Genomic DNA, 25,360 nt, shown 5'->3' with positions numbered 1-25,360 from the left:
GAAGAGTGCTATGAATAAAAAGCCAAATATCATTTGTACAGGGATACTCAATACAAAGTTTACTGAAATCAAGTTTCTGGCGGAACAGGTGAAAAAGTACGGCGGAAATCCTATCGTTATGGATTTGAGCTTAGGGAAAGAAGTTGGTTGGGCAGATATTTCGCTTGATGAAGTGCTTGCGTCTACTGGAACTCAAAAGGAGGATGTTTTTGCGGCACCTCGTTCTACAGCCATTGAAATGGTGGGGAAAGCAGGTGAAATAAAAATACAGGAGCTCTATAATGAAGGAAAAGTGGATGGTATTATTTCTTGGGCAGGGTCTGTGGGAACAACGACTGTTACGCATGTAATGAGAGCACTTCCATTTGGGGTACCCAAAATTATGCTTACAGATATGGCATCAAGTGATGTTAGCATGTGGCTTGGGAATAAAGATATATATATAGTAAATCCAACTGCAGAACAGGGGATTAATGTTGTAACAAGAAAAATGGTTGCGAACGCAGCTGCTGCAGTTGTTGCGATGGCCAAAACCGGCGATGTATCCGGAGAATCGCGGCCGCTAGCTGCAATTACCGCGTATGGAACCACTACGCCAACGGTAAAACGTTGTACGGAATATATGGAAAGCAGGGGATGGGATACGATTATTATCCATCAGGTTGGCACTGGAGCAACCATGGAAGATTTGATACGTTCCGGGCAGATTACGGCAATTATCGATTTGACAACAGGAGAGCTTACCAATAATATGTATAACAGCCCATATGCCGTTCCAAAGACTTGGGAAGGCAAGCGCTTAACGGCTGCGAGTGATATGGGCATACCCCAGATTGTGGTGCCGGGAGGATTAGATCAATCAGCATGCGGGCCTCTTTCATCAATACCGCAAAAATATCTGGATGATTTTAAAACAGGAAAAAGAAGACCGTATAAAGACACACAGCTGCCATATAAGCACAACGAAGGTGTTACGATTATGGTACCGACACTCGAAGAGATAGAAGAGTTATCTCTATACATGGCAGGTTGCCTGAATAGCACCAAAGGACCTACGGTTGTTATGATTCCTATGTGCGGATGGTCTGCATATGACCAAAGTAAAGAGCTGGCAACCAACGAAAGAGGTTGGGCCAAAGGTAATGGAGATGGACCTGTATGGGAACCGGATGACCAGAATGATAGGTGGTCCAGACGTGCAACGCTCATGAGGAAAGTACTTAATGAGCACTTAAATAAGGATAGCGATAATTTGGATTTAATTATTTGTGATATGCATATTCTTGACGAGGAATTCGCAGATTTATGTAATAGATGTATGGGTGATATGCTTGATAAAACATGGAAAAAAGGAATGTATACGGATATTCCCAAAATTATAGAATAGCTAATTCATCATATAAGACTGGTTTCACATCAAAAGCAAAGCACAAATTGTAAAAAGCCATCTAAAAGGTGTTTTAAGATATGTTTTAAAATATGTCCTTCTCTAGAGTCTATATTTCACTGTATATTTTAATTTGAAAGGATTGGTAAAAATGGATATAGTGGTTGGGATAGGAATTTCAGCGGGTATATTAGCGGGTCTTTTTGGAGAGATCGGGGGTGCTTTGGGGATAATCACCTGGGTTTCCTTTATTGCATGGTTATGCTTTTTTGCAGCAGGGGCCGGAAAAACAGGACTTGCAAAAGCGGTTGCTTCTAATATATTTGGGCTGACAGGAGGCTTTGTAATTGTGAAGCTTGCCGGGATTTTGCCGGTTCCATATTCTTTAGGCATTTCTATAGTATTGGTTGTGTTTATTATGGTTGTTGCTTCCAAATGGAGTGTTCTCTCATTCATTCCCGGCTCATTTGCAGGCTGTTCCAGTTACTTTGGCGCTAACTCCAGTTATACAAAGGTACTGCTTGCGCTGCTAATTGGTGCAATTCTTGGCTATCTTTCAGAGCAAGGCGGGATCATGCTCACAAAGATATTTAAAAAGAAAGAAGCTAATGTTAAAGTATAGCAAATGAAAGATACCTTCACTATAAGTGGAGGAGTTATTTAAAAAAGCAGGAGTGAAAAGTAGTGGAAAAAATAATTGTACTGGGAACAGGCCATGCACTTGCAACAAGATACTATAACACCTGTTTTGTGCTATGTAATGATAATGACTATCTATTAGTTGACGGTGGAGGAGGAAGCGGCATATTATCTCGTATTTCAGAAGCAAAGATTGAATGGAGCAATCTTCATAATATTTTTGTAACACATGAACACACCGATCATCTTTTTGGTGCAATATGGGCAATTAGGAAAATCGCGCTACTCATGCTGAATAAAGAATATAGTGGAGTATTATCCGTATATTGCCACCAAAGGTTATTAGATATCATTGAAATTATATGCGGACTAACCTTGAGACCGGTTGAAACACAGTTAATAGGAGATAGGATTCTACTTATTCCTGTAAAAGATGGAGACATCAAAAAGATTATTGGTTATAACTGTACTTTTTTTGATATTCATTCAAAAAAGGCCTTACAGTTTGGTTGTAATATAATATTGAATAGCAAAAAGAAATTAGCGTGCATTGGGGATGAACCATTTAATAAGGCATGTCTTCCATATGTTAAAGGAGTGGACTGGCTGCTTACTGAGGCTTTCTGCTTATATGAACATAGAAATATATATAACCCTTACCAATACTATCACAGCACAGTTAAAGAGGCTTGCGAAGCAGCGGGATTGGTAGGGGCAAAAAATATCGTGTTATGGCACACAGAGGATGATACACTAAGTAAAAGAAAAATCCTTTATACCGAAGAAGGGAAACAATATTTTGACGGTAATATTATTGTTCCGGATGACTTGGAACAAATTATGCTATAATATGATATATAAGTTAAACTAAACGATTGTGTGGTTTATTCAGATATACCTTATGATACTTTTATAAAGGATAAAGATTATTATGAGAGCATCACAGGAAGAGTTAAATTTAATCAAAGTAGTCATGGATTTATAGAAGAAAGTTAGAGCTTTTAGAAGATATCAGGCACTCTATCTATTTCTATCCGGTAAAACACATGAAGAAGTAGCAGAAATTGTTGGGATATCGCCGATCACGGTTAGCAATACACACAGCATACAAAGTCGAAGGCTTGAAAGGTATTCCGAATAAGCCAGTGTCTGGAGGATCTGCCAGGCTTCCGTTAGAGCAGCAATCCGAATTAAATGGGTCATACTTAACAAGGTTCCTTCGGATGCAAAATTATATTGGAATCTGAACAACTACAAATATTTAGTTCAACTTATATAGTATAAAATATGATAGGAAAAAAGTAATTTGATACCTACTAGTTTATTATAGAGAGGCTCTAGATCTAGAGCCTCTCTATAGTTTTATTATGATAAAGAATAATTTTTATGAGTTTGCCTGTGAAGTGTTAAATAAAAACTTTAAATTTTTCTATAAATATTGGAGCAAATGATTTACGTATTTTGCTTGAATTCTTAGGGGCGGCGGATGAGGTATCAAATCAGTACGGAGATTATAATAAAGTATTTTTAGAATGGTAGAATACTTTTTTGATTATCATTTATATAAAATACATAGTTTATTTATAGATATAAGACTATTTTTGGTGAAGATTCCATATATAAAAAGCAGGAAAAACAAAAAATATGTCGAAAAATATAATATAATGTCGAATATTTTGTTTTGTAGGAGGATACAGTGTGCTCAAAAATATGAAAGTTCAGACAAGAATAAGCATCTTTGTAGCCGCAATATTATTACTATCATTTGTTGTAATATTTTCCACTGTTTTAGCAAAGACATATACCATCAGTTTATCTCAAGCCGAGAGCCTTGCCCAAGAAGTATCAAGATCCTATGCGCAAGAAATAAATTCAAAATTTGTGAACATCGAAACTATTGCCAAAGGACTTGTGATGAGTATCGAAAACTATAAGGATGCCGGTATCGTAGATAGAAATGTTATTATCCAAATTCAAAAAGAGATATTGCACAAAAATCCGGAGATTTATGGAATTGCCGTTGCATATGAGCCTAACATGTTTGATAATATGGATAGTGAATATGCGGGGAACCCTCAATATGGACAAAAAGGTATGTTTATTCCATATGTTACACGTGACGGCAGCGGATATCATGTGGAAGCCGCATACAATGAAGAAACGGATATGACATGGTATAATGAGCCGAAGTCATTGAAAAAGACGTATATTACCGAACCTACGGTCTATGAGGTGAATGGGAAAGATATATCCATGGCATCTATTGTTGTGCCTATCCTTAGCGATAAGGGGAGTTTTGAAGGTGTTGTTTCAATTGACTATGAACTTGCGACTTTTCAACATATAATAGAGCAGATTAAGCCAATGGAGGGGACTGCTCACTTGTTATCAAAAAATGGAATATATGTCGCGAATGGGATTGATATGAAGAAACTCATGACCAATGCTGTTGACAATAGTAGTGACTGGAGTTCCATTATACAAAAGACCTCCGCAGGACAAACTGCGAAAGAGTATGGCGTTTCCGGCTCTACCGGAGAAGAAGTGCTGCGTGTGGCTTATCCTATTAATCCTGAAGGAACAGATACCAACTGGGCTTTTTGCAGTGTGATTCCTAAGAGCAACATTTTAAAAGATTTTAATCAGCTATTTAGTATCATCATCATCATAGCAATTGTTTCATTAATTTTTATTATATTATGTATCATTTTTGTTTCAAAACATATTGTAAAAGGATTGCAATATGCGGAAACACATTTAGGAGTGCTGGCATCCGGGAACTTAGATACGAATATTGATACAAAATATTTAAACACAAAAGATGAAGTTGGTAATATGATCAGATCTATTGATAAAATGCAGCAGTCATTTAAAGAATTGATTACAGCAGTCATCAGGGAATCATCCAATGTTGCGGGCACTGTTGGCAATACCACCGGAAATATTAATGAACTCAATGCATTAATAGAAGAAATATCAGCGACTACCCAGCAGTTGTCGGCAGGAATGGAGGAAACAGCTGCATCAACGCAAGAGATGAATGCTACATCCGAGGAAATTGAACATGCGGTTGAAAGCATCTCTTTAAAAGCCCAAGAGGGAGCAAGTGCCGTAGCGGAAATCAGTAAAAGAGCAAGAGAATTAAAAGAAACGGCAGTGCAATCTCAGCAGACTGCCCATGAAATCAGGGTGGATGTCAATGAAGATTTAAAAGATGCAATAGAGCAATCGAAAGCTGTAGAGCAGATAAAAGTGTTATCGGATACTATATTACAGATTACCGATCAAACAAACCTTCTTGCATTAAATGCAGCTATCGAAGCGGCAAGAGCAGGGGAAGCAGGAAAGGGATTTGCCGTTGTAGCCGAGGAGATACGAAAGCTTGCGGAGAATTCAAAAGAGACTGTAAATGAGATTCAAAATACTACCAAAACGGTTGTTGATGCGGTGCACCAGTTAACAAACAGTTCTCAGAAGGTTTTAGAGTTCATTGAAAACAGGGTGGTGGCAGACTATCAAAAACTTGTTTTAACGGGCAAGCAGTACAGTCAAGATGCGATGTTCGTGGAAGAGCTAGTAACGGATTTTAGTGCGACTTCACAACAAATCTCGGCATCTCTTGAAAATATGATAAAAGCGATTAATGAAATATCCATTGCGATGAATGAAGGTGCTAACGGTACTTCGGATATTGCACAAAAGACATCGTTTATTGCGGATAAATCAAATCAAGTTATGAAACAAACCGTTCATATCAAGGGTAGTATGGACGTACTTGTAAACATTATATCCAAGTTCAAAGTTTAATCATTCGTTGGGATTGGAAAAAGAATAAAACCCATGATTGTATCCATAGACAATCATGGGTTTTATTCTTTACTGTGTTATAATATAGGATATAATATTTTTGGTGGAAATTATAATTATTGGAATGGTAAATAAAGATAAATAGGAGGTTTCTATGAAGTTTAGGGTAAGGGCAGCGGCCATCATACTGAATGATAACAAGGAACTGTTAATGGTTCATCACAGACATCCTAAAACAGGAGAAGAATGGTTGACGCTTCCGGGAGGCGGATTGGAAGGCAGTGAGAGTGCTACCGAAGCTATTATACGTGAAGTAAAAGAAGAGTGCAGAATTGATTGCACACCGGAAAAACTGGTATATGTAAGAGAATTTCTGGATTTCGAAAGTCAGGTTCATCATGTAGAGTTATTTTTTACTGCTCATGTAGAAAATTTCGAGATACAGAAGGGCATAGATCCGGAATTTGAAGAGCAGTTTATTATAAATGTTGAATTTTTATCGCAAAATAAGATAAAAGAAGTTGAAACAGCGGTTTTTCCCGAGGTATTGCGGGATACATTCTGGGTAGATTTACAAAATGGTTTTAGTGCGCATACAACTTACCTTGGAAAGCGGCGGTGGAAGTAACTCTATAAAATAAGGTTAATTGCCGACCTAAGTGTTTAGAAATTTTCTATAGGGGTATTAAATAGTCATAATCAAAATAAAACGATCCAAGGAGGCAATAAATATGTCAAGTGAATTAAGAGCGAATGCGGTAACACTTCATGGTAATCCTTTTACCCTTAGAGGTAAAGAAATCAAGGTGGGTGATAAGGCGCCTGATTTTAAAGCTGTTAAGCAGGATTTAAGCCAGTTTGGTTTTTATAGCGATACGAACGGCAAAATAAGAGTAATCAGTGCTGTGCCTTCTATAGATACCGGAGTTTGCGCATTGCAGACAAAAAGATTTAATCAGGAAGCTGAAAACCTATCTGACGATGTTGAGATTGTAACCATTAGTGTTGATTTGCCTTTTGCACAAGGCAGGTTCTGCGGTGCTGAGGGAATAAAAAATATTCAGGTGGTTTCGGATCATAAAGATCTGGATTTTGGTGAAAAATACGGTTTTGCTATTGATGAGCTAAGGCTTTTGGCCCGGGGAATTGTATTGGTGGATAAAGATAATATCGTAAAATATGTAGAGTATGTAAGTGAAGTATCGGAACATCCGGACTATGACAAGGTACTTGAAGAATTGAAAAAATTATTATAATTTTATAATCATTATAGAACCATTATGATATATGTTAAGTCGTATATTATAATGGTTTTATTACTTACAGGAGATGCAGTATCTGCACTGTCAAGAAATTAATTTCAATAGAAATAAAAGATCTTATGTTGTCATAGATTTCTTACGATGGTATAATTAGCATAAATGTATTCAATAATTGTTAGTTATTCAATTGGTCAAAATTATTCAAGGCCTGCACTAGAGATACTACTAGAAGATTTAATAATTATAACAGATAGTGAGTGAAGACCGTGAGAATAAGATCTATTAAATATAAAGTCTGCATAACGATAATACTGCTATTGACAATATCCATAGGTGTTATCCTTCTAATGACACTTTTTCTGGGAGAACTGAATCAGGGATATATCGTATTTTCCAGTGAATCTGTAAAAAATGTTGATAATGAAGACATTGATGCTTTATATCAGGCTATTCAAGAAGGATCGTTTGATCTCCCCATATCCTACTCTACATCCCAAGGAAGCCGGATTGGAGTGGTTCAGCAATCAGAATTGTTTGATTGTAAGATATTTAACATCTCAGTTTCAGGCGAAAATCCGTATATATATAATAAAAAGGTCAGTAAATATATAGTTTTTCTTGTATCATGGATTATAGCTGTTTTTGCTATATCTATACTGGTTTCTCAACGTATCACCAAACCAACCATTGCATTGCTTGAGGGTATTAAAGCCATTGAGAAAGGGAATATGGAACACTGCATAAAGGCTGGTTCATCAGATGAAATAGGACAGTTGGCGGAAGGCATCAATTTAATGTCTCAAAGCCTTAAAAATTCTTTTAATGAGATGGAAAAGCAGAAAGGTGAACTGTTTGACAAAAATTGTGCTCTACAGGAAATCAATATGGAATTAGAGGCTTCATATGAACAGTTGACAGCCACGATTGAACAGCTGGAAGAAACAGAAAATAAATACTACACATTAGTGCATAATATGCCGGAGATTGTTTGCGTGATCAAGGACTTCGGGGAAATTGTATTTGTAAACCGTAAAGTGAAAAATATCTTAGGATATGATAAAGATGAATTGATAGGTAGAAATGTATTGCAGGGGATAGATGCGGACAACCCTGCTGCTTTATTAAACCAAATTATTAATGAATTAAAACATAAGCGTAGTATAACATTGGAACTAAATCTGATAAAGAAAAACGGCAACAACGTATTGGTAGAGGCTACCGTAACCAGATACGTACTTAAGGGACATGTGACGGGTATACAGGTAATTGCCAGAGATATAATGATAAGAAAAGAAATGGAGCGGCAAATACTTCGGAGGAATAAAGAGCTGGGAGTATTGAATTATCTAAGTAAATCTTTAAATTCCACCATCGATCTGAACAAGGTGTTGAATCTGGTAGCGCAAGAGGTTTCGACGATCTTGGATGCACCTATGTGTGTTGTAAGGCTGCTGGATAACAGTGGAGTGTTTCTAAAAGCGAGAGCATTTGCAGGGACATTTTTTAAAAATGAATTTACGCTTGAATTATTTCCCGTAATTAATATATATAATGATGTTATGGGAAAAGTTATACTGGATTCTGAAATGCATAGTACGGATATTATTGAAGAGGAATGGTTGGTTTACGAGCTGAATCAATTAAAAGAGGAGCATGAAAGAATTACGAATATTGTCTTGATTCCGTTGATCAATAAAAGTAAGAAGCTTGGACTTATAGCGGTCGGAGCACATCGAAAAATGGCGGAATCAGATGTCAGTTTACTATGGTCCATTGCAAATAATGCATCGGTGGCAATCGACAATGCGATATTATATGATAACTCCAAGAAATATTTCATTAAAACAATTGATGCATTGATTGCAACGGTAGAAGCCAAAGATAAATATACTGAAGGTCACTCTCAAAGAGTTGCCCAGTATGCGGTAGAAATTGCGAAAAGCTTGAAATTTGATAAAGAGCGTATTGAAGATTTAAAGATTGCCGGTATTTTACATGATATAGGAAAGATAGGAATTAGTGATAGTATTTTGCTTAAATCCGGCGCGCTAACCGATTTTGAGTTTGAGCAAATCAAACAGCACCCGATTATCAGCAAAAAGATACTCTATCCGGTTGGACTATCGGACAGAATTATAGATACAATAACCTATCATCATGAAAGATACGATGGAAAAGGATATCCTCTGGGATTGTCAGGACACGAACTACAGCTGGAAGCACAAATCATTGCTGTGGCAGATACTTTTGATGCGATCACTTCCAATCGATCTTATAGAAAGGCAAAATCACCGGATTTTGCAATCAGTGAGCTGCTGCGGAACCGGGGAACGCAATTGGCTCCTGATGTAGTAGATGCAATGGTTGAACTGTATACAAAAAGAAAAGATTTGATAAGCCAGATTATGCATGACGAGGAGGAAGCCACTGGTTAAAGGCCGTATATTAAGAATATTATGTCTTTTAGAGTAGCATTCCTACTTCCGTGCTCCAATTTTTACTTTTAGAGTTTTTTATCTATAGAGGGGTTTTGATCTAAAACTTTATCCAACTCAGCTTTATGTACATACGAATCAAAAGATAGAAAACTATCTAGTGATAATACGCTTTTCTTCAATAATTGAACCACATCTTGTGAGATACCACCAAACTTTGAAAGATTATCCTCCAGTAGATTAGAATTTCCGAACACCTCCAAAAAAATAAACGACATTAATTGGGTAAAATTACCATAAAATCAACGCCGTCGCTGACAATTTATTGTTTAATTACAACAGTTATAATACCATAGCAAATTTTGCAATATAAATGCCATTAATAATTCATTGCTGTTTTAAAATCTAAACGTAATTTTTTTGTTGGTTAATCACCAATTTGTTTCATTATCATATATTACTAGTAGAGAAAATTAATAATTGAAAATGAGTATTAAACAGGAATTTCTGAGAGCAATGACGTTCTCTGGATAATTTGAATGCAAATTACTGGGGGCGTCTATTTTTTGTGAAGGGGGAGTAATAGCTTAGGATAGTAATAAAATCCTAAGGTGGCCCACTGCTCTCGGCAGTATGATATGCAAGTAAGTTCATTTTATATTAAAAAAGTAGAGATGGGGGATCACCGGTCATCTACAACTCAATAATAAAGGAGAGAGTTTTTTATGTGTGGTATTGCAGGATGGATAGATTGGCAGACAAATCTAAAAGAGCGGCAATCTGTTTTGGAAACAATGGGCGAAACCTTAAAGTATCGGGGGCCTGACGCTTCAGGCATATGGACTTCAGAAAGCGCGGGAATGGTCCACCGTAGATTAATTGTGGTAGATCCGGAGAATGGAAAACAGCCAATGATTAGGCAACGCGGACAAGAGACTTATGTAATTACATACAACGGAGAGCTATATAACACGCCTGAGATTAGAGATGCGTTAAAAGCAAGAGGCTATACATTTGAGGGGCATTCGGATACAGAGGTATTACTGCTTTCGTATATGGAATGGAAAGAAAAATGTGTGGATTATTTAAATGGGATTTATGCTTTTGGGATATGGAATGAAGATGAACAGAGCTTGTTCATGGCACGTGACCGTATGGGTGTAAAACCATTATTTTTTACACAAAGAGGTTCATCTTTAATATTTGGTTCCGAGCTAAAAACGATTCTGGCTCATCCTGATGTACAACCCGAAATAGATGCCGAAGGTGTGGCAGAGGTATTTTTATTGGGGCCATCGAGGACACCGGGACACGGTGTGCTTAGAAATATAAAAGAGCTAAGGCCGGGAGAATATATGGTGTATAATCGTAACGGCCTTAGAATCAATAAGTATTGGAGTCTTGAAAGTCATGATCATGAAGATGATTGGGATACTACCGTTAAGAAAGTAAGAGAATTACTGCTGGATGCCATAGAGAAACAATTAGTATCTGATGTGCCATTATGCACGTTCTTATCCGGAGGTCTGGATTCTGGCGCTATTACTGCGGTTGCCACTGAAATCTATAAGAAGAACGGGATGGCGCCGCTAGGTTCGTATTCTATTGACTATGTGGATAATGATAAATATTTCAGACCCAGTGTGTTTCAGCCTAATTCCGATGCGTCATGGATAAAAAAGGTTTCAGATTTTTTAGGGACCACGCATCATAATATCGTGATAGACACGCCGCAGTTAGTAGAAGCATTAAAGAGAGCCGTTACTGCACGTGATTTACCGGGAATGGCTGATGTGGATTCATCATTATACCTGTTTTCCTGTGAAGTGAAAAAAGATGCTACCGTTGCACTCTCCGGTGAATGTGCCGATGAAATATTCGGGGGGTATCCATGGTTTTATCGGGAAGAACTGCTTAATTCAGACGTTTTTCCATGGATGCGCTCTACCAATGAAAGATTAGGCATATTGATGCCTGGAATATTAGGCAATATGAATGGTGCGGAATATGTACGGCAAAGATATCAGGATACCCTGGCAGAAGTACCTGCTTTGCCAGGTGAAGCAACCCAGGAGCACCGCAGACGTGAGATGATGTATCTAAATTTAAAGTGGTTTATGACTACCCTTTTGGACCGTAAAGACAGGATGAGTATGGCGACAGGCTTGGAAGTACGTGTACCTTTCTGTGATCATCGCATTGTGGAATATGTATGGAATATTCCCTGGGAAATGAAGTTTTATAAAGAACGGGAAAAAGGATTAGTGCGGGAGGCATTAACCGGGATTTTGCCCGATGATGTATTATGGCGTAAGAAGAGCCCATATCCAAAGACGCATAACCCCAATTATATGAAGGCAGTAAAGAATTGGCTGCAGCAGATACTAGATGATACAAGCTCTCCATTACTGCAGTTGATTAATAAACAGCGGGTGCAGGAGATTGTAGATTCCGAGGGTGCAGCTTTCGGAGTGCCGTGGTTCGGACAGTTGATGACAGGGCCGCAGTTAATGGCTTATTTAATTCAGGCGGATGTATGGATGAAAAAATATAAAGTAAAATTAATATGATAAAGCATGACGGAAATTATTGACAAAAACGAACAGTGTAGAATATACTAGTAAAAAACAAGTGAATAATTACTCTAGATAGAGCAGGCGATGCATTTCTATGGAATGCGTGGGGCCGGGCCTTATTTGGCAGCAGGATGGAATACCTGTGGGACTATAATACATCTAAATATAGTTTCACAGGTTTTTTGTTGCTATAGAAAATATATCAATATTTTGTAAGAAAGGAAGATTTTTGTGAGTAATAATAGCTATAAGAAAGTTAAGCAAGTACTATGGATCATTCTTTTTGCGAATCTGGCTGTGGCAGGGCTGAAAATTATTGTCGGCACTATGATTAAAAGTACCAGTATGACTGCCGATGGTTTTCATTCACTAACAGATGGCTCATCAAATATAGTTGGACTAATTGGTCTTCAGTTTGCTGCTAAGCCTGTGGACGAAGATCATCCCTATGGGCATAGAAAATTTGAGATGCTTGCCGGATTGTTTATTGCCGGTATGTTGTTTGTAATAGGCGGTAAAATTATTATGGATGCAGTCAATAGATTGATGAACCCTGTTCTACCGGATATAACGCTGGAAAGTCTTATTGCACTTCTGACAACACTTTGCGTTAATATCTTGGTTTGTGTATTCGAATATAAAAAAGGGAAGAAACTGAACAGCCAGATTCTTATATCTGATTCTATGCATACAAAAAGTGATATCTATGTTTCGATTGGGGTGTTAGCAACTCTTGTATGTATCAAGTTAGGGCTGCCGGCGGTAGTTGACCCCATAGCATCATTTATTGTAGTAGGTTTTATTTTTCATGCGGCCTATGAAATCTTTAAAGATAATAGCGGCATACTGGTTGATAGAGTGGCAGTTGATACTGAGAAAATAAGAAATATTGCATTAAGTTTTGAACAGGTCAAAGATACACACAATATTCGAAGCAGAGGAAGTCAAAATGACTTGCATATTGATATGCACATTATGACTGAACCTGACTTAAGCGTCGAAAAGTCCCATGAGCTGATTCATAATATCGAGGAAAGAATCAGGAAGGACATCAATAAAAATGTACAAGTAATCGCCCATCTGGAACCTTTTGTTAAATAGGGTGATGAGAATAGGATATGAACCATTTTTTAGGCTGCGGCTATCGTTATAAATTTCAGCAGTTTAAGATATTGTGAGTATCTGCAAGTAAAGATGTTCTTTGTGTTTCTTAACATAAAAGAAGAATACTATTCCTGTTGAGTGAGATAATATTTCTAATACTATTCTTATAAGGATGATTGTGTATATAATGGGGAATTTTAGATCACTCAAAAAATTAAAAAAGCTATGAAAGCTACACAGGGAGCAATTTTTATCATCTGGCTTTTTGGGATTGTCATTATTCAAACGCTTACTGTAGGGATATTAGGAGCAGATGTGGTAACCACTCGTTTAATGCCGCCCATTAAAATAATATAGAAGTAGAAAAGTTCTTTGAGTTTTTGACACCATTGGGTATTACGGTATTAGTATTTATCTCTTTATTCTTATATATCATAGCGCTGATTAGAGGTGTTAAGGAGAGCTGAACGGACATTTCTTTGATTCATTATATCACCCTATTCATAATTCGTATTGGAACTGTAACAATTCCTGAGGACAGAAATATTATATAAGTAAGAATTTAAATGAATAGGGTGATACTATGGAAACATTGCGATTAGGTTCAAGAGGTCCGAATGTTAAACTGATACAGAGTCTGCTGGCGCGTATAGGATATAATCCCGGACCGGTAGACGGAATATTCGGACAGCAGACAAGACAGGCTGTGCTGATGTTCCAACGGGATAATGGACTGATCCCCGATGGAATCGTCGGACCTGCTACGTGGAACATATTTGAAAAATTCTTAAGAGGTTACGATACATATGCTATTCGGCCGGGAGATACATTGTACAATATAGCCCGCAGATATTATACTACCGTTAACGCAATATTGACGGCTAATCCGGGGATCAATCCTATGAATTTAAGGGTCGGTCAGATCATTACAGTACCCTATGGTTTGGATGTGGTTTTTACCGATATCGATTATACCTATGGAATCATGCAAAGAGATATTCAAGGACTTAAGGCGAGGTATCCCTTTATTGAAGTAGGCATTGCCGGGAAAAGTGTGCTGGGTAAGAATCTATATTATATAAGATTAGGAAGAGGTCCTGTAGAGGTATTCTATAATGGAGCCCATCACGCCCTTGAATGGATTACGACTCCGTTGCTTATGAAGTTCATTGAAAATTTTTCGCGCGCCTATTCCGCCGGATCGCGGATTAGGGGATATGATGTCCGGGACATTTGGAATAGAAGCAGTATCTATATTATGCCTATGGTAAATCCTGATGGCGTGGATTTGGTACTTGAAGGACTTAAACCTGACAACCCGTATTATGAGGAACTTTTGCAGTGGAATGATACAGGATTACCATTTTCACAAGTATGGCAGGCTAATATCAGAGGTACGGATTTAAACCGTAATTATCCGGCTAGCTGGGAAGAAGCCAAAGCACAAGAACCCCAATTAGGGGTAGATGGTCCCGGGCCTACAAGGTATGGCGGGCCATCTCCTCTTTCAGAGCCGGAAACACAGGCTGTTGCAGATTTCACAAGACGTCATGATTTTAAATTAGTGATTGCATACCATTCTCAAGGAAGGGTCATATACTGGTTGTATCAAAACATCCGGCCGCCCAGAGCCTTTGAGATCGCGCAGATTTTCTCGCGTGCCAGCGGATATGCGGTTTCAGATGTTCCTTATGCCGCTGCCTATGCCGGATACAAAGATTGGTTTGTAGAAGAATATGAGCGCCCCGGGTATACCTTTGAAGTGGGAATCGGAAGGAATCCTTTACCTATTACACAATTCGATACTATCTATCAAAATAATGAAGAAGTGATGCTGCTGGCACCTATTGTATAGAAAGCAGTGTATAAGATATCGTTATATTTTGCATTAGTGCTAAATAGCATGATCGTACGATATACCATAGGAAAAGTTGAACAAACTTATTCTATGGTATATATTTATTATGGACTAGTATATAGATAAGCAAATTGAAACTTATAAATATGTTACATCCGCTACGCCACGGGGACAGTTCCTCAGGCACATAAAAAACATATGTGCCAGACGAACCGTCCCCATGACTCCATGTAGTATAAATAGATAAGCAAGTTGAAACTTAGAGTTTGTCAAGCGATATATCCTACGGGCTTTGGTAGAGATGGATGATTCTGCCCGCCTTCAGATAGCGCAATAATACATTATATATCGAAAATAAAGATGTTATTTAAAACCAAGGAGGAAGTGGATTGATGGACAACAGACCTATAGCACTAAAAGTATTACTTGAGAAAGCACAACAGCAGCGTTATGCGGTAGGTGCTTTTAATTGCAGATACCTGCCTATGATAAAATCTGTACTAAAAGCTGCGCAGAGCTGCGAATCACCTGTCTGTATACAAATTTCTCAGCGAGAAGCAAAACTCTATGAAATCGACTTGTATCAATTTGTCCGTAAAATTAAAGAGGAGGTTAAGTATGACAGCATAACCATCCCCTATGTGATACATCTTGACCATACATCCGAATTTGATATTATAAAGACAGCCATTGACGCAGGCTTTACATCGGTAATGATAGATGCTTCCCAATATGAGCTGTTTGAAAATATAGCAAGAACAAAAGAAGTAGTACAATATGCACACGCCAAAGATATTTCGGTAGAAGCAGAACTCGGGAAAATATCATCGACCGATAAGTTGGAAACGGATAGTGATGAAATGCTGTACACTTCTCCTGAAGAAGCCAGGATATTTATAGAAAAAACAAAAGTTGATGCGTTGGCCATATCCATTGGGACTGCTCATGGCGTATACGCAGTAAAAAATCCCAGAATTGATTTTGGTCGGTTAAAAAGAATCAGAGCGCTTGTAGATATCCCTTTAGTACTTCATGGGGGAACGGGTGTTCCTGAACAAAGTATTAAAAAGGCGATTTCTATTGAAGGTGGAGGAATTAGTAAATTAAATATTGCTACAGAGCTAGAGATGGAGTTTTTAGCAGCTATTCATAGAGATCAAAGAATGACTGTCGGGGAAATCAACGCCCTTGATGATCAAATGATTCAAGAAGGAAGAGCTGCAGTAGAAAAAACGGTGCAGGAAAAGATGCGTTTTTTCCTTGGAAGTATCGGACAAGCGTAAACTTCCAGTATTTTAGTAATACTACTATAGTCCTATGTTGCATAGGGCCATAAGGACTATGGTGAATTAAGACCTTCCCTTCATTTACATTATATTACAGACAAGATATAATAAAATAAAAGGGTTGTTTTGTGAGGCTGGGAGGGGTTATTCTATGCTAGAGATTAGAAATTGCCGAAGATGTGGAAAAATATTTCAAACAAATGGTATTTTGAAGATGTGTCCTTCATGTAAAGAACAGGATGAGCATCAGTTTGACAGAATCAGAGAATATCTTAGCCTGCACCCAAGAGCAAATATGTATGAAGTTGCATACGATCTTGATATATCTGTAAGTGAGATCAGAAGGTATCTAAAGGAACACCGTCTGGTAATCGTAGAAAATGACAATGGCTTTCTTAGTTGCGAGCGCTGTGGAAAGTCTATACAATCGGGGCAGTATTGTGATGAATGTGTTCAAAAACTCTCGCATGGTTTTAAGGTTGCTTTTAAGCCACAGGAAAAAATCGAGCGAAGAGCCAGGTTTCACTATACTCCACATTACAGATAATATTAAAAAGGATAAATTTATCAGTTGAATTATTTTGAATAATGTATTATAATATGATTTGTGGCACTTATAAGTGCCTTTTGATTTTTTATATTGTTAAAATTTCATTCGAAGATTTGTAACGTATAGAATTTCTTCAGATAGCAGATTCTATAATCATTACACATTTTTGTAATGAAATAAATTTTGGTCGTACTAGCCGGGGAGGTAGCGGTGCCCTGTACTTGCAACCCGCTGTAGCAAGGGCGAATCCCTTTCAAGGGTTATTATCTGTATGGTCTGGCTTTTGTAAGTGGTGATGAAGATTGGGTCTCACGCAACGGAAACTCGTGAACCTCGTCAGGTCGGGAACGAAGCAGCGATAAGCGGATCCTTTCGTGTGCCGTGGGGTTGCCTGGTCCGAGCTAACTGCAGGAGTAACGCATGTAGGAATAATTCGAAAAAGGGTGTACGACCTCTAATAATATAGTGAATAGTGGAGAGTGAGGAGTGGGGAGTAGTTATACTTCGTATTCCTGACTCTTGTTTTGTTTTTGGAATATAATGTGTTTCTACGAGCAATATGAAGATAAAGAACTCTAAAATTATTTATTGGAGCACGGAAGAAGGAATGCTGCATGGGGACGGTTCGTCGGTAGCATATGTTTTTGATGCTGATGATGAACCGTCTCCATGTGGCCATTGTGGTTTAAAGTACTTATTAGAATCTAAGGATTGTTTTTTATTGAATAAAAATATGCTATGATAAATACAGGATAGTGATCGTGGAGTTTGTGGAAAAATCTCCCCGCTCCCCACTTTTCACTCCACACTAAAATATGGAAGGTGTAGATATGTCATATCAGGCTCTATATAGGAAATGGAGGCCACAGGTTTTTGAAGATGTTATTGGTCAAAAACATATAACCGAAACACTGAGGAACCAAATTGCGTCCCAAAGGACGGCGCATGCCTACCTGTTTTGCGGAACAAGGGGCACCGGAAAAACTTCTACCGCCAAAATATTCAGTAGGGCAGTTAATTGCATAAATAGTAGTGATGGCAATCCGTGCAATATATGTGAGATATGTACAGGGATTATAAATGGCAGTATTATGGATGTTGTAGAAATTGATGCGGCATCAAACAACGGTGTAGACAATGTTCGTGAAATTCGTGATGAAGTTGCTTATTCACCTGCCAGAGGAAGGTATAAGGTCTATATTATAGATGAAGTGCATATGTTATCAACAGGTGCATTTAACGCGCTTCTTAAGACACTTGAAGAACCGCCCGCCCATGTAATGTTTATATTAGCAACCACAGAGCCCCATAAAATTCCTGCTACCATTCTGTCGCGTTGCCAGCGGTTTGATTTTAAAAGGATTACTACAGAAGATACCGTCATACGCCTTAAACAGGTGATTGCAGAGGATAATATCAGTGTGGACGAACAGGGGTTGAGATTGGTAGCCAGAGTCTCCGACGGTTCAATGAGGGATGCTTTGAGTATCTTGGACCAATGTATTGCTTTTTGTAAAGAGGTTATTACTTATGATGATATATCGGCTATTTTGGGTACGGTAGATAATTCGCTTCTTTTTGATATGGCACAGAATATAGTGGACAAGCGAACGGATAAAGCAATACAACTGATTGATCGGTTAATCATGGATGGGCGTGATATCACTCATTTTATGGGTGATTTGGTTGAACACTTTAGAAATTTGCTTTTGTGTAAAGTAATGGAAAATGCTGAGGCGATTTTGGATATGTCCAAGGATGCAGCCTTAAGGTTAAAAGAACAAAGTATAAATTTTACTCAGGAGAAAATAATAAATTGCATAAAACTGCTATCGGAAGCATATTCAAATATCAAGTGGGCTGTAAATCCGAGGGTTATTCTTGAAATAACCGTTATTAAGTTGTGTCGTCCAAATCTGGACTTATCCGCAGAAGCGTTGCTGGATAGAGTTTCAGACCTTGAACAAAAGCTTGCCAATGGGGTAGTGGTATCTGCGGTCTCTATTGAAGTACAGCAAGAGAATAAAAAACATGATGAGAAAGTTAGAGAAGCCGCACAGCAAAAAAAGGTATCTGTAAAGGAGAATAGTACTATCGCTAGGAAAACTCCTTTAGATATGGATGCAAAGAAAGCAGCAGACTTATGGCCGGAAATTATCGCAGAAATTAGGAAAGTGGGTAAACTGGCATTATTCGGACACTTGGCAGATGTTCGAGTAGAGCCCGTCAACGGAGGGTTGAGGGTGATATTCAAAGATTCTTATGCCACAAATAAATTAATGGTATCAAGGGTGGAGAATATTGAACTGCTTGAGGATATTATTTCAAAGCTGTCTGGATGCAAGGTTAAAGTCAAATGCCTTCTAGAAAAAGAATTAGATAGCAATAAAGTTAAAGAGGAAGATCCGTTAGAGCAGATTATTCAGTTGAAGAATCAACTGGGAGATACGATGCAGGTGTTTGAGGAATGAGATGTGTAATTGACAATGTAGGCCGTACAATGTACAATTATATAAGATCATGGATGAATACGTATAATTATCCATTACAAGACAGGAGGGTTATGAATGGCTAAAGGCGGATTCCCAGGTATGGGAAATATGAATAATATGATAAAGCAAGCTCAAAAAATGCAGAAAGATATGGCAAAAATGCAGGAAGAGCTTGAGAAAAGGACCGTGGAAGCCTCTGCGGGAGGAGGAGCTGTTACAGTAATAGCAAGCGGTAAAAAGCAAATTGAAGAAATAAAAATAGATCCCGAAGTTGTAGATGCCGATGATGTAGAAATGCTGCAGGATTTGATTATGGCAGCAGTTAATGAAGCAATGAGAAAAGCAGATGAAATGGTAGCGTCAGAAATGGGTAAAATCACCGGAGGAATGAACTTGCCGGGAATGTTTTAAAGGCAGTGAATAGTGAACAATTAACAGAAAAATAGTTAAGCCGGGGTCATGATCCTCGGCTTACTGCAATCATAAAAGAAATAATATTATGTTTTTTACCATATTAAATGCATTAAAGATTTTATACGGAATATATTGCTTTAGTGAGGAGTGGGGAGTGGATAGTGAGGAGAGCGTAAAGACTCTCCACTATCCACTCCTCACTAAATGATTGGTGATGTAAATTCTTTATCGCAATTTTTATAGTATAGATAATATTATGATATTAATACTAATCAACGTTAATTATTAACTATTCACTATTAATTATTAATTGCAGTGGGGTGGTTTGGGTGAATCATTATGTGGCGCCTTTAGCGCGCTTAATAGAAGAATTTGAAAAGATGCCGGGGATAGGCCATAAGACGGCACAGCGATTGGCATTCCATGTATTGAATCTATCTCCTAATGCAGTATCCGGTCTCATAAACGCTATTCAAGGAGCAAAAAGCAAAATTACGTATTGTTCCGTATGTCAGAATCTTACGGATGTTAATCCGTGTGTATTTTGTCAAAGTACAAAAAGGGATGCCGGTACTATTTGTGTTGTAGAGAATCCAAGGGATGTTATTGCGATGGAAAAAACAAGGGAATATAAGGGTTTATATCATGTACTACATGGTGCGATTTCTCCCATGGAAGGTATAGGTCCGGAAGAAATTAGAATCAAAGAGCTGCTAAACAGAGTAAAGAGTGGAGAAGTTAAAGAGGTCATCATGGCAACTGACCCGAATATCGAAGGCGAGGCAACAGCCATGTATATCTCCAAGCTTTTAAAGCCTTTGGGTATTAAAGTTACAAGAATTGCTCATGGAATCCCGGTAGGAGGCAACTTGGAATATGCAGATGAAGTTACGCTTACAAAAGCAATGGAGGGGCGAAGGGAAATTTAGTTAAGAATGACGCAATAATATGTTGATATATGCAACTCTATAGATTTAGATATGTGGAAAACCTCTTTGTGTAAAGAGGCTTTTTGCTATATTTCTTGCAACAGCTTGTTCATACATTTTCCTAATCTTATGGAACACTGCTTTTCATTACAGCATTTCACCTTAGTAATTGTACAGCCATTACAGCTTTTCTCATTTACGTCCATCAATACATTTTTTCTAATTATCGGACAAAAACGTTCGTTTCTTTCATAGGTAATCGTCTCAAAGTACACCTGAATCCCTCCTGCAAATTTATCTTAAATAGTATATTCAAATATCGCCTAAATTGTGCTTGATTATTCAAAATCATTTATAAAAGTTCCATACCAGATGCTAATTTTTCCATAAAAAAGCATAAATGTATTCAGTATTGACTATAATTACAATAGGTTGACATCAGATATGTAATGTGTTTTGACAGAAATATGGAGGGAATATCATGGAAAAAGTAGTATCAATTGAAATGAAGCCGTCTGATAATAGTAATATCATACAGGACTTTGTAAATGGCTTATTCGCAAATAAGAAGCCACCTATTAATGCTGAACCAAAAAACCGAGAAGAGATGGAATTGCTCAATAGTCTCCATGAAGCAAAAAAACAGCTTGATATTGCAAACATGAATTTCGAATTTGCGCAGGATAATGAACTGATCGACAGCTTCATTTACGAGATCAAAGCAGCCGAAACAAGGTATCAGTATTTATTAAAGATGGCCAAGCGGAAAAATGTCAATGTAGCAAATTATCAAAATACGCATATAACGAATAAGGATAAAAAGTGTTTTTAAATATATTTGTCCAAATTTTTATCATATTGCCGTCAATACCATCGTATAATGGTAGTATAGTCTGCAGCCAGGTTGTTTAACCATTAGCTGAACGTTATGAACTATTAAACAGGAGTGATAAAAATGCCGGCAATAGAGTATAATGTTGTAATTGCGTATGTATTTGGACTAATACTTCTATATTTTGTTGGATGGATTCTGCTTGTGCCTCTTAAAATTGTAATCAAGCTTTTGTATAACAGTATATTGGGGGGAATTGCATTAGTCATTATTAACTTTTTTGGAGGATTTATAGGTGTACATGTGGGTATAAATCCTTTAACCGCCCTTATAGTTGGAGTGCTGGGGATTCCGGGGATGGCTTTACTGTTACTATTGCAGTTTTTTTTAAAGATATAAATGCATAATAAAAAGGCTTCATTCAAGTACTTACAGAAGCCTTTTTTTATTATGCATTTATGTATTAAATCCGGCAAATAGAAGAAATATCAATACAATTAATAATAATTCATCATCTATCTGTTCCTGGAAAATGATGAAAATCAAACCAATTAATATAAGATCATCTATTCCGAATCTTCCAAAAAAACTAGAGATACTGTTGGATGCCCCGCTTGGTGATGGACGAGAAACCCTTCTTAAAGGGACGTTTGAGATCTTTGTTTTTGGGTGTTCATCAGTCTGGGAGGGCTTTTCAGGTACAATGATTTCCGGTTCGGCTTTTGTTTCTATTTCATTTCTTGTTTTTTCTTGAGGCTTACTTTCTTCTTCTGTATTTTCTCCAATAGGTCTCTGCGGGTTCTCACCGAATCTGTCGTATCTCTGGTAATATCTTCTATACAAATTGCCTTCCCTCCTTTACTTTTTATCAATTTCGCTAATAACACTGGAAAGTTTGGTTAGATTAACCACCTTAATCGCAGTATCAAGATGTGACTTTCTTTTGCCATTAAGATATGGCTTAAGTGCTAGAAGTAAATTGACCCTTGGGTCATCGGCATTGTTAACTTTATCAACAATTTTTTTAATTTTTATGATTGTATCCATCGTATCATCCATTTGTATTTTAGGATTTGAAGTGTTCATAGGTGCCATCTCTCTTAATGGTACAGAAGGTTTTGGCTGCTGATTTTCAGTATTGGATTCGACGGCGGCCCCATTACTGTTATTATTTTGGCTGTTGCCCAGCATGCTTACCAGCATTTTAAAATTCTCAGCCATTTTTTCATTGCTTAAGAGTTCACTAAACTGCTCCATTTTCTTATTTAAATCATCGCTCATTTATTATCCCCCCTTCTTCTTAAAGCGAATATGGTTAGACATGATTTTAGTACAATATATTCAGATAGTATGATAAACATGCATGTTAGAAGAAATATGCTATTACATATAGGACAGATCTTTACTATCCTATATGTAATAATATGAATTATTTATTCATAAGGTCATTCATTTTTTTCATTAGTTCAGGGTGGGTGCGTATTTCTTTTAGCAGTTTTTCGCTATTGATGTTATCTACTTTACTATTTAGATCTTTAATATCCAGATTTTCCATTCTTTTTACTAGTTCCTCTTTATCGATAGAATTAACTTGCTCCATTAGTTTTTCTTTATCTATATTTTTGAATTGTTCTGCGATCTGTTTTCCTTGCGGTGTATTCATCATTTCCGACACGGCTTTTAGTCCCTTTTCAAGAACTTCCGGATCCATATTCATTAATAGTTGCTGCATTTTTTTATCCATATTCGGTAACATTATAAAACCTCCTTATTCACAAAAAGAACCATACATTTATATGTATGGTGCTATGAGCATAAATATCACTCATAATTTACATGCTTTCGCGATAGTATGTATTGTTTTGTTATATAGGTATAGCTTATTTCTTTTCAGCGTAGCCAAATCCTGGTCTGCCATTAAAGAACAGTAAGAGGAAAAGAATGATAAAGAATAAAATTTCATCATCACCGTTAAATCCTAAGAATCCCATTGTCTTACCTCCTCTCAAAAATAGATAAATCACTGAAATGTTTGGTAGTAATTAAAGGGTTTAAATTAAGTTTGTTGGTGCTTTCAGTTTATATTATGAAAGCAGTAAAAAAAGTGTTACACTTTTTAAGAAAAATTAAAAATCAAATAAGCAAACAGGGAGGTGGCTATTTGCTTCACTTGCAAAGCAAATAGCCACCTCCCTGTTTGGCACAAGTTAATAGAATAACAGCAGGAATATTAAAATGAAGAAAAGTATACTGCTATCACCCTTTTTAGCAATTGTTTCTCCTGCATAAGGATAGCCGCGAATAGCGCTGTCATCATAAAACAATAGGAGGAAAATCAATATAAAGAATAATAGTGAGCTATCACCACGAGTATAGGTTGTTGCAACTTTACCCATTCAATAGACCTCCCTTCTTGGGAATTTATATACTAAAAATAAATAACTAGGTATTAGATATTCTTTCTAGTTACATAATATGAATGGATTTGATAAAAGGTTACACTTAAAAGATAGAACTTCGCTTTTTTATCGCTAGCATAAGCGAGAGGGATATATCAGATTTTTAGTTGGAGGATTAAATGTGGATAAGGTTTATGATTTAATTGTTGTGGGGGCGGGACCCGCAGGGAGCACTGCGGCAAGGGCTGCAGCAGAAAAAGGGTTGCAGGTTTTACTGATAGATAAGCAGAGATTTCCCAGAGATAAAGTGTGCGGAGGCTACCTGTCAAGAAAGACACTCGACGTATTAAGAGAGCCACTGGATGAGCATATTATTGAGCAGAAAATTTACAGCATCAGGTTATATGATGAAAAGTACCGTTCATGTGAACAGTCTTTTTCACAACTAACAGGTATGACAGTTCGGAGGTCTGTCTTTGATCAATATCTTCTTAAACAGGCACTTGAAAAAAATGTGGAGTTTATAGGTTCGTGTAAAATCTTTGATGTAGATAGAATACAGAACGAAGAGAAGGTACATGTATACTCAGATAAACAAGTGTTCCATGCAAGAAGGGTAATTGCAGCAGATGGTGTAAACAGTACGCTGATAAGAAAGTGCCGGATATCAAACAAGCCAACAAAATGGAAGATGGGGTTTACAGTATCAACTTGCTTAACATCACAAGGTTATCCTACTGCAGAAAGTGCCAATACAGCAAATTTTTTCTGTATCCCCTTTTTAGGAGGGTTCGGATGGGCTTTTCCGTTGAAACAAGGGTATAACATCGGAGTTGGATGCTGGTCTCGGTATTCTAAAGCACTTGTACAGTTCTTTGAAACATTCCTCAAACATTTTTTAGAACTTAGAAACCTGCCGGAAAGTACAATACGCCAAGCCGGATATTATGTTCCTGCCGGCGGATTTTCTAGAATGGTGGCATGCGGGAATATCCTTTTTGCAGGAGATAGTGCAGGGTACGTTGATCCGTTTTCCGGAGAAGGAATATATTATGCGATTAAGAGCGGAGAAATGGCTGCGCAGGAAGTTGCAGAAAGTCTAAACAATGAAAGGTATTTCTTAGCTCAATCTTATACACAAAGATGCAGAGACGAGTTTAGTAAGGACTTTAGGTATTCCTTGGCTTATTCGGTTCTAAATGGAAGAAAAAAAACGATTAATGCCGATTCGGCAAAGTCGCAGCGGATGATTGAAGACATGGCATATTTTATGTATCATCCCCATGCTTATAGAGACATGCTGTTGCACCGTTTTTTCCATTATCCGCTGCCCACCACACATTACCCACTTAGATAATGTATATTTTTCCTTTCTTTTGTGAACTATAAA

At 37.4% G+C, this 25,360-nt stretch carries 23 protein-coding genes, 1 other RNA gene and 1 riboswitch; of the genes, 19 read left to right on the top strand and 5 right to left on the bottom strand.

Annotated elements, in window-relative coordinates; genetic code table 11:
* Positions 1-10 precede the first annotated feature (10 nt).
* The 16 genes from QKW49_RS14875 (at position 11) to recR (ending at position 20,739) form a co-directional block, all read left to right on the top strand.
* Positions 11-1,387 carry a Tm-1-like ATP-binding domain-containing protein gene (locus tag QKW49_RS14875; RefSeq protein WP_282863460.1) on the top strand — a complete coding sequence of 459 codons (1,377 nt, stop codon included), beginning with the start codon at positions 11-13 and terminating at the stop codon, positions 1,385-1,387.
* Between the two features lie 151 nt (positions 1,388-1,538).
* Positions 1,539-2,009, top strand: coding sequence for a DUF1097 domain-containing protein (locus tag QKW49_RS14870; protein ID WP_282863459.1), 471 nt, complete (start codon positions 1,539-1,541; stop codon positions 2,007-2,009).
* A 62-nt stretch (positions 2,010-2,071) separates the two neighbouring features.
* The gene (locus QKW49_RS14865; RefSeq protein ID WP_282863458.1) at positions 2,072-2,875 is read left to right on the top strand and encodes an MBL fold metallo-hydrolase; all 804 of its coding nucleotides are present in this window, start codon (positions 2,072-2,074) and stop codon (positions 2,873-2,875) included.
* 849 nt (positions 2,876-3,724) lie between these two features.
* Positions 3,725-5,833 (top strand): methyl-accepting chemotaxis protein, encoded by a 2,109-nt coding sequence (locus QKW49_RS14860; RefSeq protein WP_282863457.1) that lies wholly within the window; start codon positions 3,725-3,727, stop codon positions 5,831-5,833.
* Between the two features lie 154 nt (positions 5,834-5,987).
* The gene (locus tag QKW49_RS14855) at positions 5,988-6,461 is read left to right on the top strand and encodes an NUDIX hydrolase (protein ID WP_282863456.1); all 474 of its coding nucleotides are present in this window, start codon (positions 5,988-5,990) and stop codon (positions 6,459-6,461) included.
* Positions 6,462-6,564: 103 nt separating this feature from the next.
* Complete coding sequence (gene tpx / locus QKW49_RS14850) at positions 6,565-7,089, top strand: thiol peroxidase (RefSeq protein WP_282863455.1); 525 nt, start codon at positions 6,565-6,567, stop codon at positions 7,087-7,089.
* Between the two features lie 353 nt (positions 7,090-7,442).
* Entirely contained in the window at positions 7,443-9,530 is a 2,088-nt protein-coding gene (locus QKW49_RS14845; RefSeq protein WP_282863454.1) for an HD domain-containing phosphohydrolase, read from the top strand.
* Between the two features lie 725 nt (positions 9,531-10,255).
* A complete protein-coding gene (asnB, locus tag QKW49_RS14840) occupies positions 10,256-12,100 on the top strand; it encodes an asparagine synthase (glutamine-hydrolyzing) (protein ID WP_282863453.1) in 1,845 nt (614 codons plus the stop codon).
* A gap of 69 nt (positions 12,101-12,169) precedes the next feature.
* Positions 12,170-12,259, top strand: a riboswitch (NiCo riboswitch).
* A 78-nt stretch (positions 12,260-12,337) separates the two neighbouring features.
* Positions 12,338-13,207, top strand: a complete 870-nt coding sequence (locus QKW49_RS14835) for a cation diffusion facilitator family transporter (protein WP_282863452.1) — start codon at positions 12,338-12,340, stop codon at positions 13,205-13,207.
* 586 nt (positions 13,208-13,793) lie between these two features.
* Positions 13,794-15,065 carry a M14 family metallopeptidase gene (locus tag QKW49_RS14830; RefSeq protein WP_282863451.1) on the top strand — a complete coding sequence of 424 codons (1,272 nt, stop codon included), beginning with the start codon at positions 13,794-13,796 and terminating at the stop codon, positions 15,063-15,065.
* 395 nt (positions 15,066-15,460) lie between these two features.
* Entirely contained in the window at positions 15,461-16,351 is an 891-nt protein-coding gene (locus tag QKW49_RS14825; protein ID WP_282863450.1) for a class II fructose-bisphosphate aldolase, read from the top strand.
* Between the two features lie 154 nt (positions 16,352-16,505).
* On the top strand, positions 16,506-16,901 hold the full coding sequence (locus QKW49_RS14820; protein ID WP_282863449.1) for a hypothetical protein: 396 nt from the start codon (positions 16,506-16,508) through the stop codon (positions 16,899-16,901).
* 190 nt (positions 16,902-17,091) lie between these two features.
* Positions 17,092-17,355: signal recognition particle sRNA large type (ffs, locus tag QKW49_RS14815), an RNA gene on the top strand.
* A gap of 379 nt (positions 17,356-17,734) precedes the next feature.
* On the top strand, positions 17,735-19,375 hold the full coding sequence (gene dnaX, locus QKW49_RS14810; protein ID WP_282863448.1) for a DNA polymerase III subunit gamma/tau: 1,641 nt from the start codon (positions 17,735-17,737) through the stop codon (positions 19,373-19,375).
* Positions 19,376-19,471: 96 nt separating this feature from the next.
* A complete protein-coding gene (locus QKW49_RS14805; RefSeq protein ID WP_282863447.1) occupies positions 19,472-19,807 on the top strand; it encodes a YbaB/EbfC family nucleoid-associated protein in 336 nt (111 codons plus the stop codon).
* 332 nt (positions 19,808-20,139) lie between these two features.
* Positions 20,140-20,739, top strand: coding sequence for a recombination mediator RecR (gene recR, locus QKW49_RS14800; protein ID WP_282863446.1), 600 nt, complete (start codon positions 20,140-20,142; stop codon positions 20,737-20,739).
* A gap of 86 nt (positions 20,740-20,825) precedes the next feature.
* Here recR and QKW49_RS14795 read toward each other — a convergent pair whose 3' ends face one another.
* Positions 20,826-21,014 (bottom strand): hypothetical protein, encoded by a 189-nt coding sequence (locus QKW49_RS14795; RefSeq protein WP_282863445.1) that lies wholly within the window; start codon positions 21,012-21,014, stop codon positions 20,826-20,828.
* A 206-nt stretch (positions 21,015-21,220) separates the two neighbouring features.
* On the opposite strand from QKW49_RS14795, the gene QKW49_RS14790 reads away from it, so the two are divergent.
* Both QKW49_RS14790 and QKW49_RS14785 read left to right on the top strand, forming a co-directional pair.
* Entirely contained in the window at positions 21,221-21,571 is a 351-nt protein-coding gene (locus tag QKW49_RS14790) for a YaaL family protein (RefSeq protein ID WP_282863444.1), read from the top strand.
* 123 nt (positions 21,572-21,694) lie between these two features.
* The gene (locus QKW49_RS14785; RefSeq protein ID WP_282863443.1) at positions 21,695-21,970 is read left to right on the top strand and encodes a pro-sigmaK processing inhibitor BofA family protein; all 276 of its coding nucleotides are present in this window, start codon (positions 21,695-21,697) and stop codon (positions 21,968-21,970) included.
* A 57-nt stretch (positions 21,971-22,027) separates the two neighbouring features.
* Here QKW49_RS14785 and QKW49_RS14780 read toward each other — a convergent pair whose 3' ends face one another.
* From QKW49_RS14780 to QKW49_RS14765, 4 genes are all read right to left on the bottom strand, one after another.
* Positions 22,028-22,414: a hypothetical protein gene (locus QKW49_RS14780; protein ID WP_282863442.1), complete on the bottom strand. Its 387-nt coding sequence runs from the start codon at positions 22,412-22,414 to the stop codon at positions 22,028-22,030.
* Between the two features lie 15 nt (positions 22,415-22,429).
* Entirely contained in the window at positions 22,430-22,852 is a 423-nt protein-coding gene (locus QKW49_RS14775; protein WP_282863441.1) for a hypothetical protein, read from the bottom strand.
* 148 nt (positions 22,853-23,000) lie between these two features.
* Complete coding sequence (locus QKW49_RS14770; protein WP_282863440.1) at positions 23,001-23,327, bottom strand: hypothetical protein; 327 nt, start codon at positions 23,325-23,327, stop codon at positions 23,001-23,003.
* 451 nt (positions 23,328-23,778) lie between these two features.
* Positions 23,779-23,967 (bottom strand): hypothetical protein, encoded by a 189-nt coding sequence (locus QKW49_RS14765; RefSeq protein WP_282863439.1) that lies wholly within the window; start codon positions 23,965-23,967, stop codon positions 23,779-23,781.
* A gap of 184 nt (positions 23,968-24,151) precedes the next feature.
* Here QKW49_RS14765 and QKW49_RS14760 point away from each other — a divergent pair, with 184 nt between their 5' ends.
* On the top strand, positions 24,152-25,327 hold the full coding sequence (locus tag QKW49_RS14760; RefSeq protein WP_282863438.1) for an NAD(P)/FAD-dependent oxidoreductase: 1,176 nt from the start codon (positions 24,152-24,154) through the stop codon (positions 25,325-25,327).
* Positions 25,328-25,360: the final 33 nt, after the last annotated feature.

The sequence above is a fragment of the Petroclostridium sp. X23 genome, assembly GCF_030013905.1.
Taxonomy (GTDB): Bacteria; Bacillota; Clostridia; order SK-Y3; family SK-Y3; genus X23.
This window is presented reverse-complemented; position numbering and strand designations above follow the sequence as displayed.

Excerpts from the sequence above, each read along its gene's own strand:
- QKW49_RS14870 (WP_282863459.1), top strand. The coding sequence starts at position 1,539 with ATGGATATAGTGGTTGGGATAGGAATTTCAGCGGGTATATTAGCGGGT.
- tpx (WP_282863455.1), top strand. The coding sequence starts at position 6,565 with ATGTCAAGTGAATTAAGAGCGAATGCGGTAACACTTCATGGTAATCCT.
- QKW49_RS14770 (WP_282863440.1), bottom strand. The coding sequence starts at position 23,327 with ATGTTACCGAATATGGATAAAAAAATGCAGCAACTATTAATGAATATG.
- QKW49_RS14805 (WP_282863447.1), top strand. The coding sequence starts at position 19,472 with ATGGCTAAAGGCGGATTCCCAGGTATGGGAAATATGAATAATATGATA.
- asnB (WP_282863453.1), top strand. The coding sequence starts at position 10,256 with ATGTGTGGTATTGCAGGATGGATAGATTGGCAGACAAATCTAAAAGAG.
- QKW49_RS14855 (WP_282863456.1), top strand. The coding sequence starts at position 5,988 with ATGAAGTTTAGGGTAAGGGCAGCGGCCATCATACTGAATGATAACAAG.
- QKW49_RS14825 (WP_282863450.1), top strand. The coding sequence starts at position 15,461 with ATGGACAACAGACCTATAGCACTAAAAGTATTACTTGAGAAAGCACAA.
- QKW49_RS14845 (WP_282863454.1), top strand. The coding sequence starts at position 7,443 with ATGACACTTTTTCTGGGAGAACTGAATCAGGGATATATCGTATTTTCC.
- QKW49_RS14790 (WP_282863444.1), top strand. The coding sequence starts at position 21,221 with ATGGAAAAAGTAGTATCAATTGAAATGAAGCCGTCTGATAATAGTAAT.
- QKW49_RS14765 (WP_282863439.1), bottom strand. The coding sequence starts at position 23,967 with ATGGGTAAAGTTGCAACAACCTATACTCGTGGTGATAGCTCACTATTA.
- QKW49_RS14875 (WP_282863460.1), top strand. The coding sequence starts at position 11 with ATGAATAAAAAGCCAAATATCATTTGTACAGGGATACTCAATACAAAG.
- QKW49_RS14820 (WP_282863449.1), top strand. The coding sequence starts at position 16,506 with ATGCTAGAGATTAGAAATTGCCGAAGATGTGGAAAAATATTTCAAACA.
- dnaX (WP_282863448.1), top strand. The coding sequence starts at position 17,735 with ATGTCATATCAGGCTCTATATAGGAAATGGAGGCCACAGGTTTTTGAA.
- QKW49_RS14785 (WP_282863443.1), top strand. The coding sequence starts at position 21,695 with ATGCCGGCAATAGAGTATAATGTTGTAATTGCGTATGTATTTGGACTA.
- QKW49_RS14830 (WP_282863451.1), top strand. The coding sequence starts at position 13,794 with ATGGAAACATTGCGATTAGGTTCAAGAGGTCCGAATGTTAAACTGATA.
- QKW49_RS14775 (WP_282863441.1), bottom strand. The coding sequence starts at position 22,852 with ATGAGCGATGATTTAAATAAGAAAATGGAGCAGTTTAGTGAACTCTTA.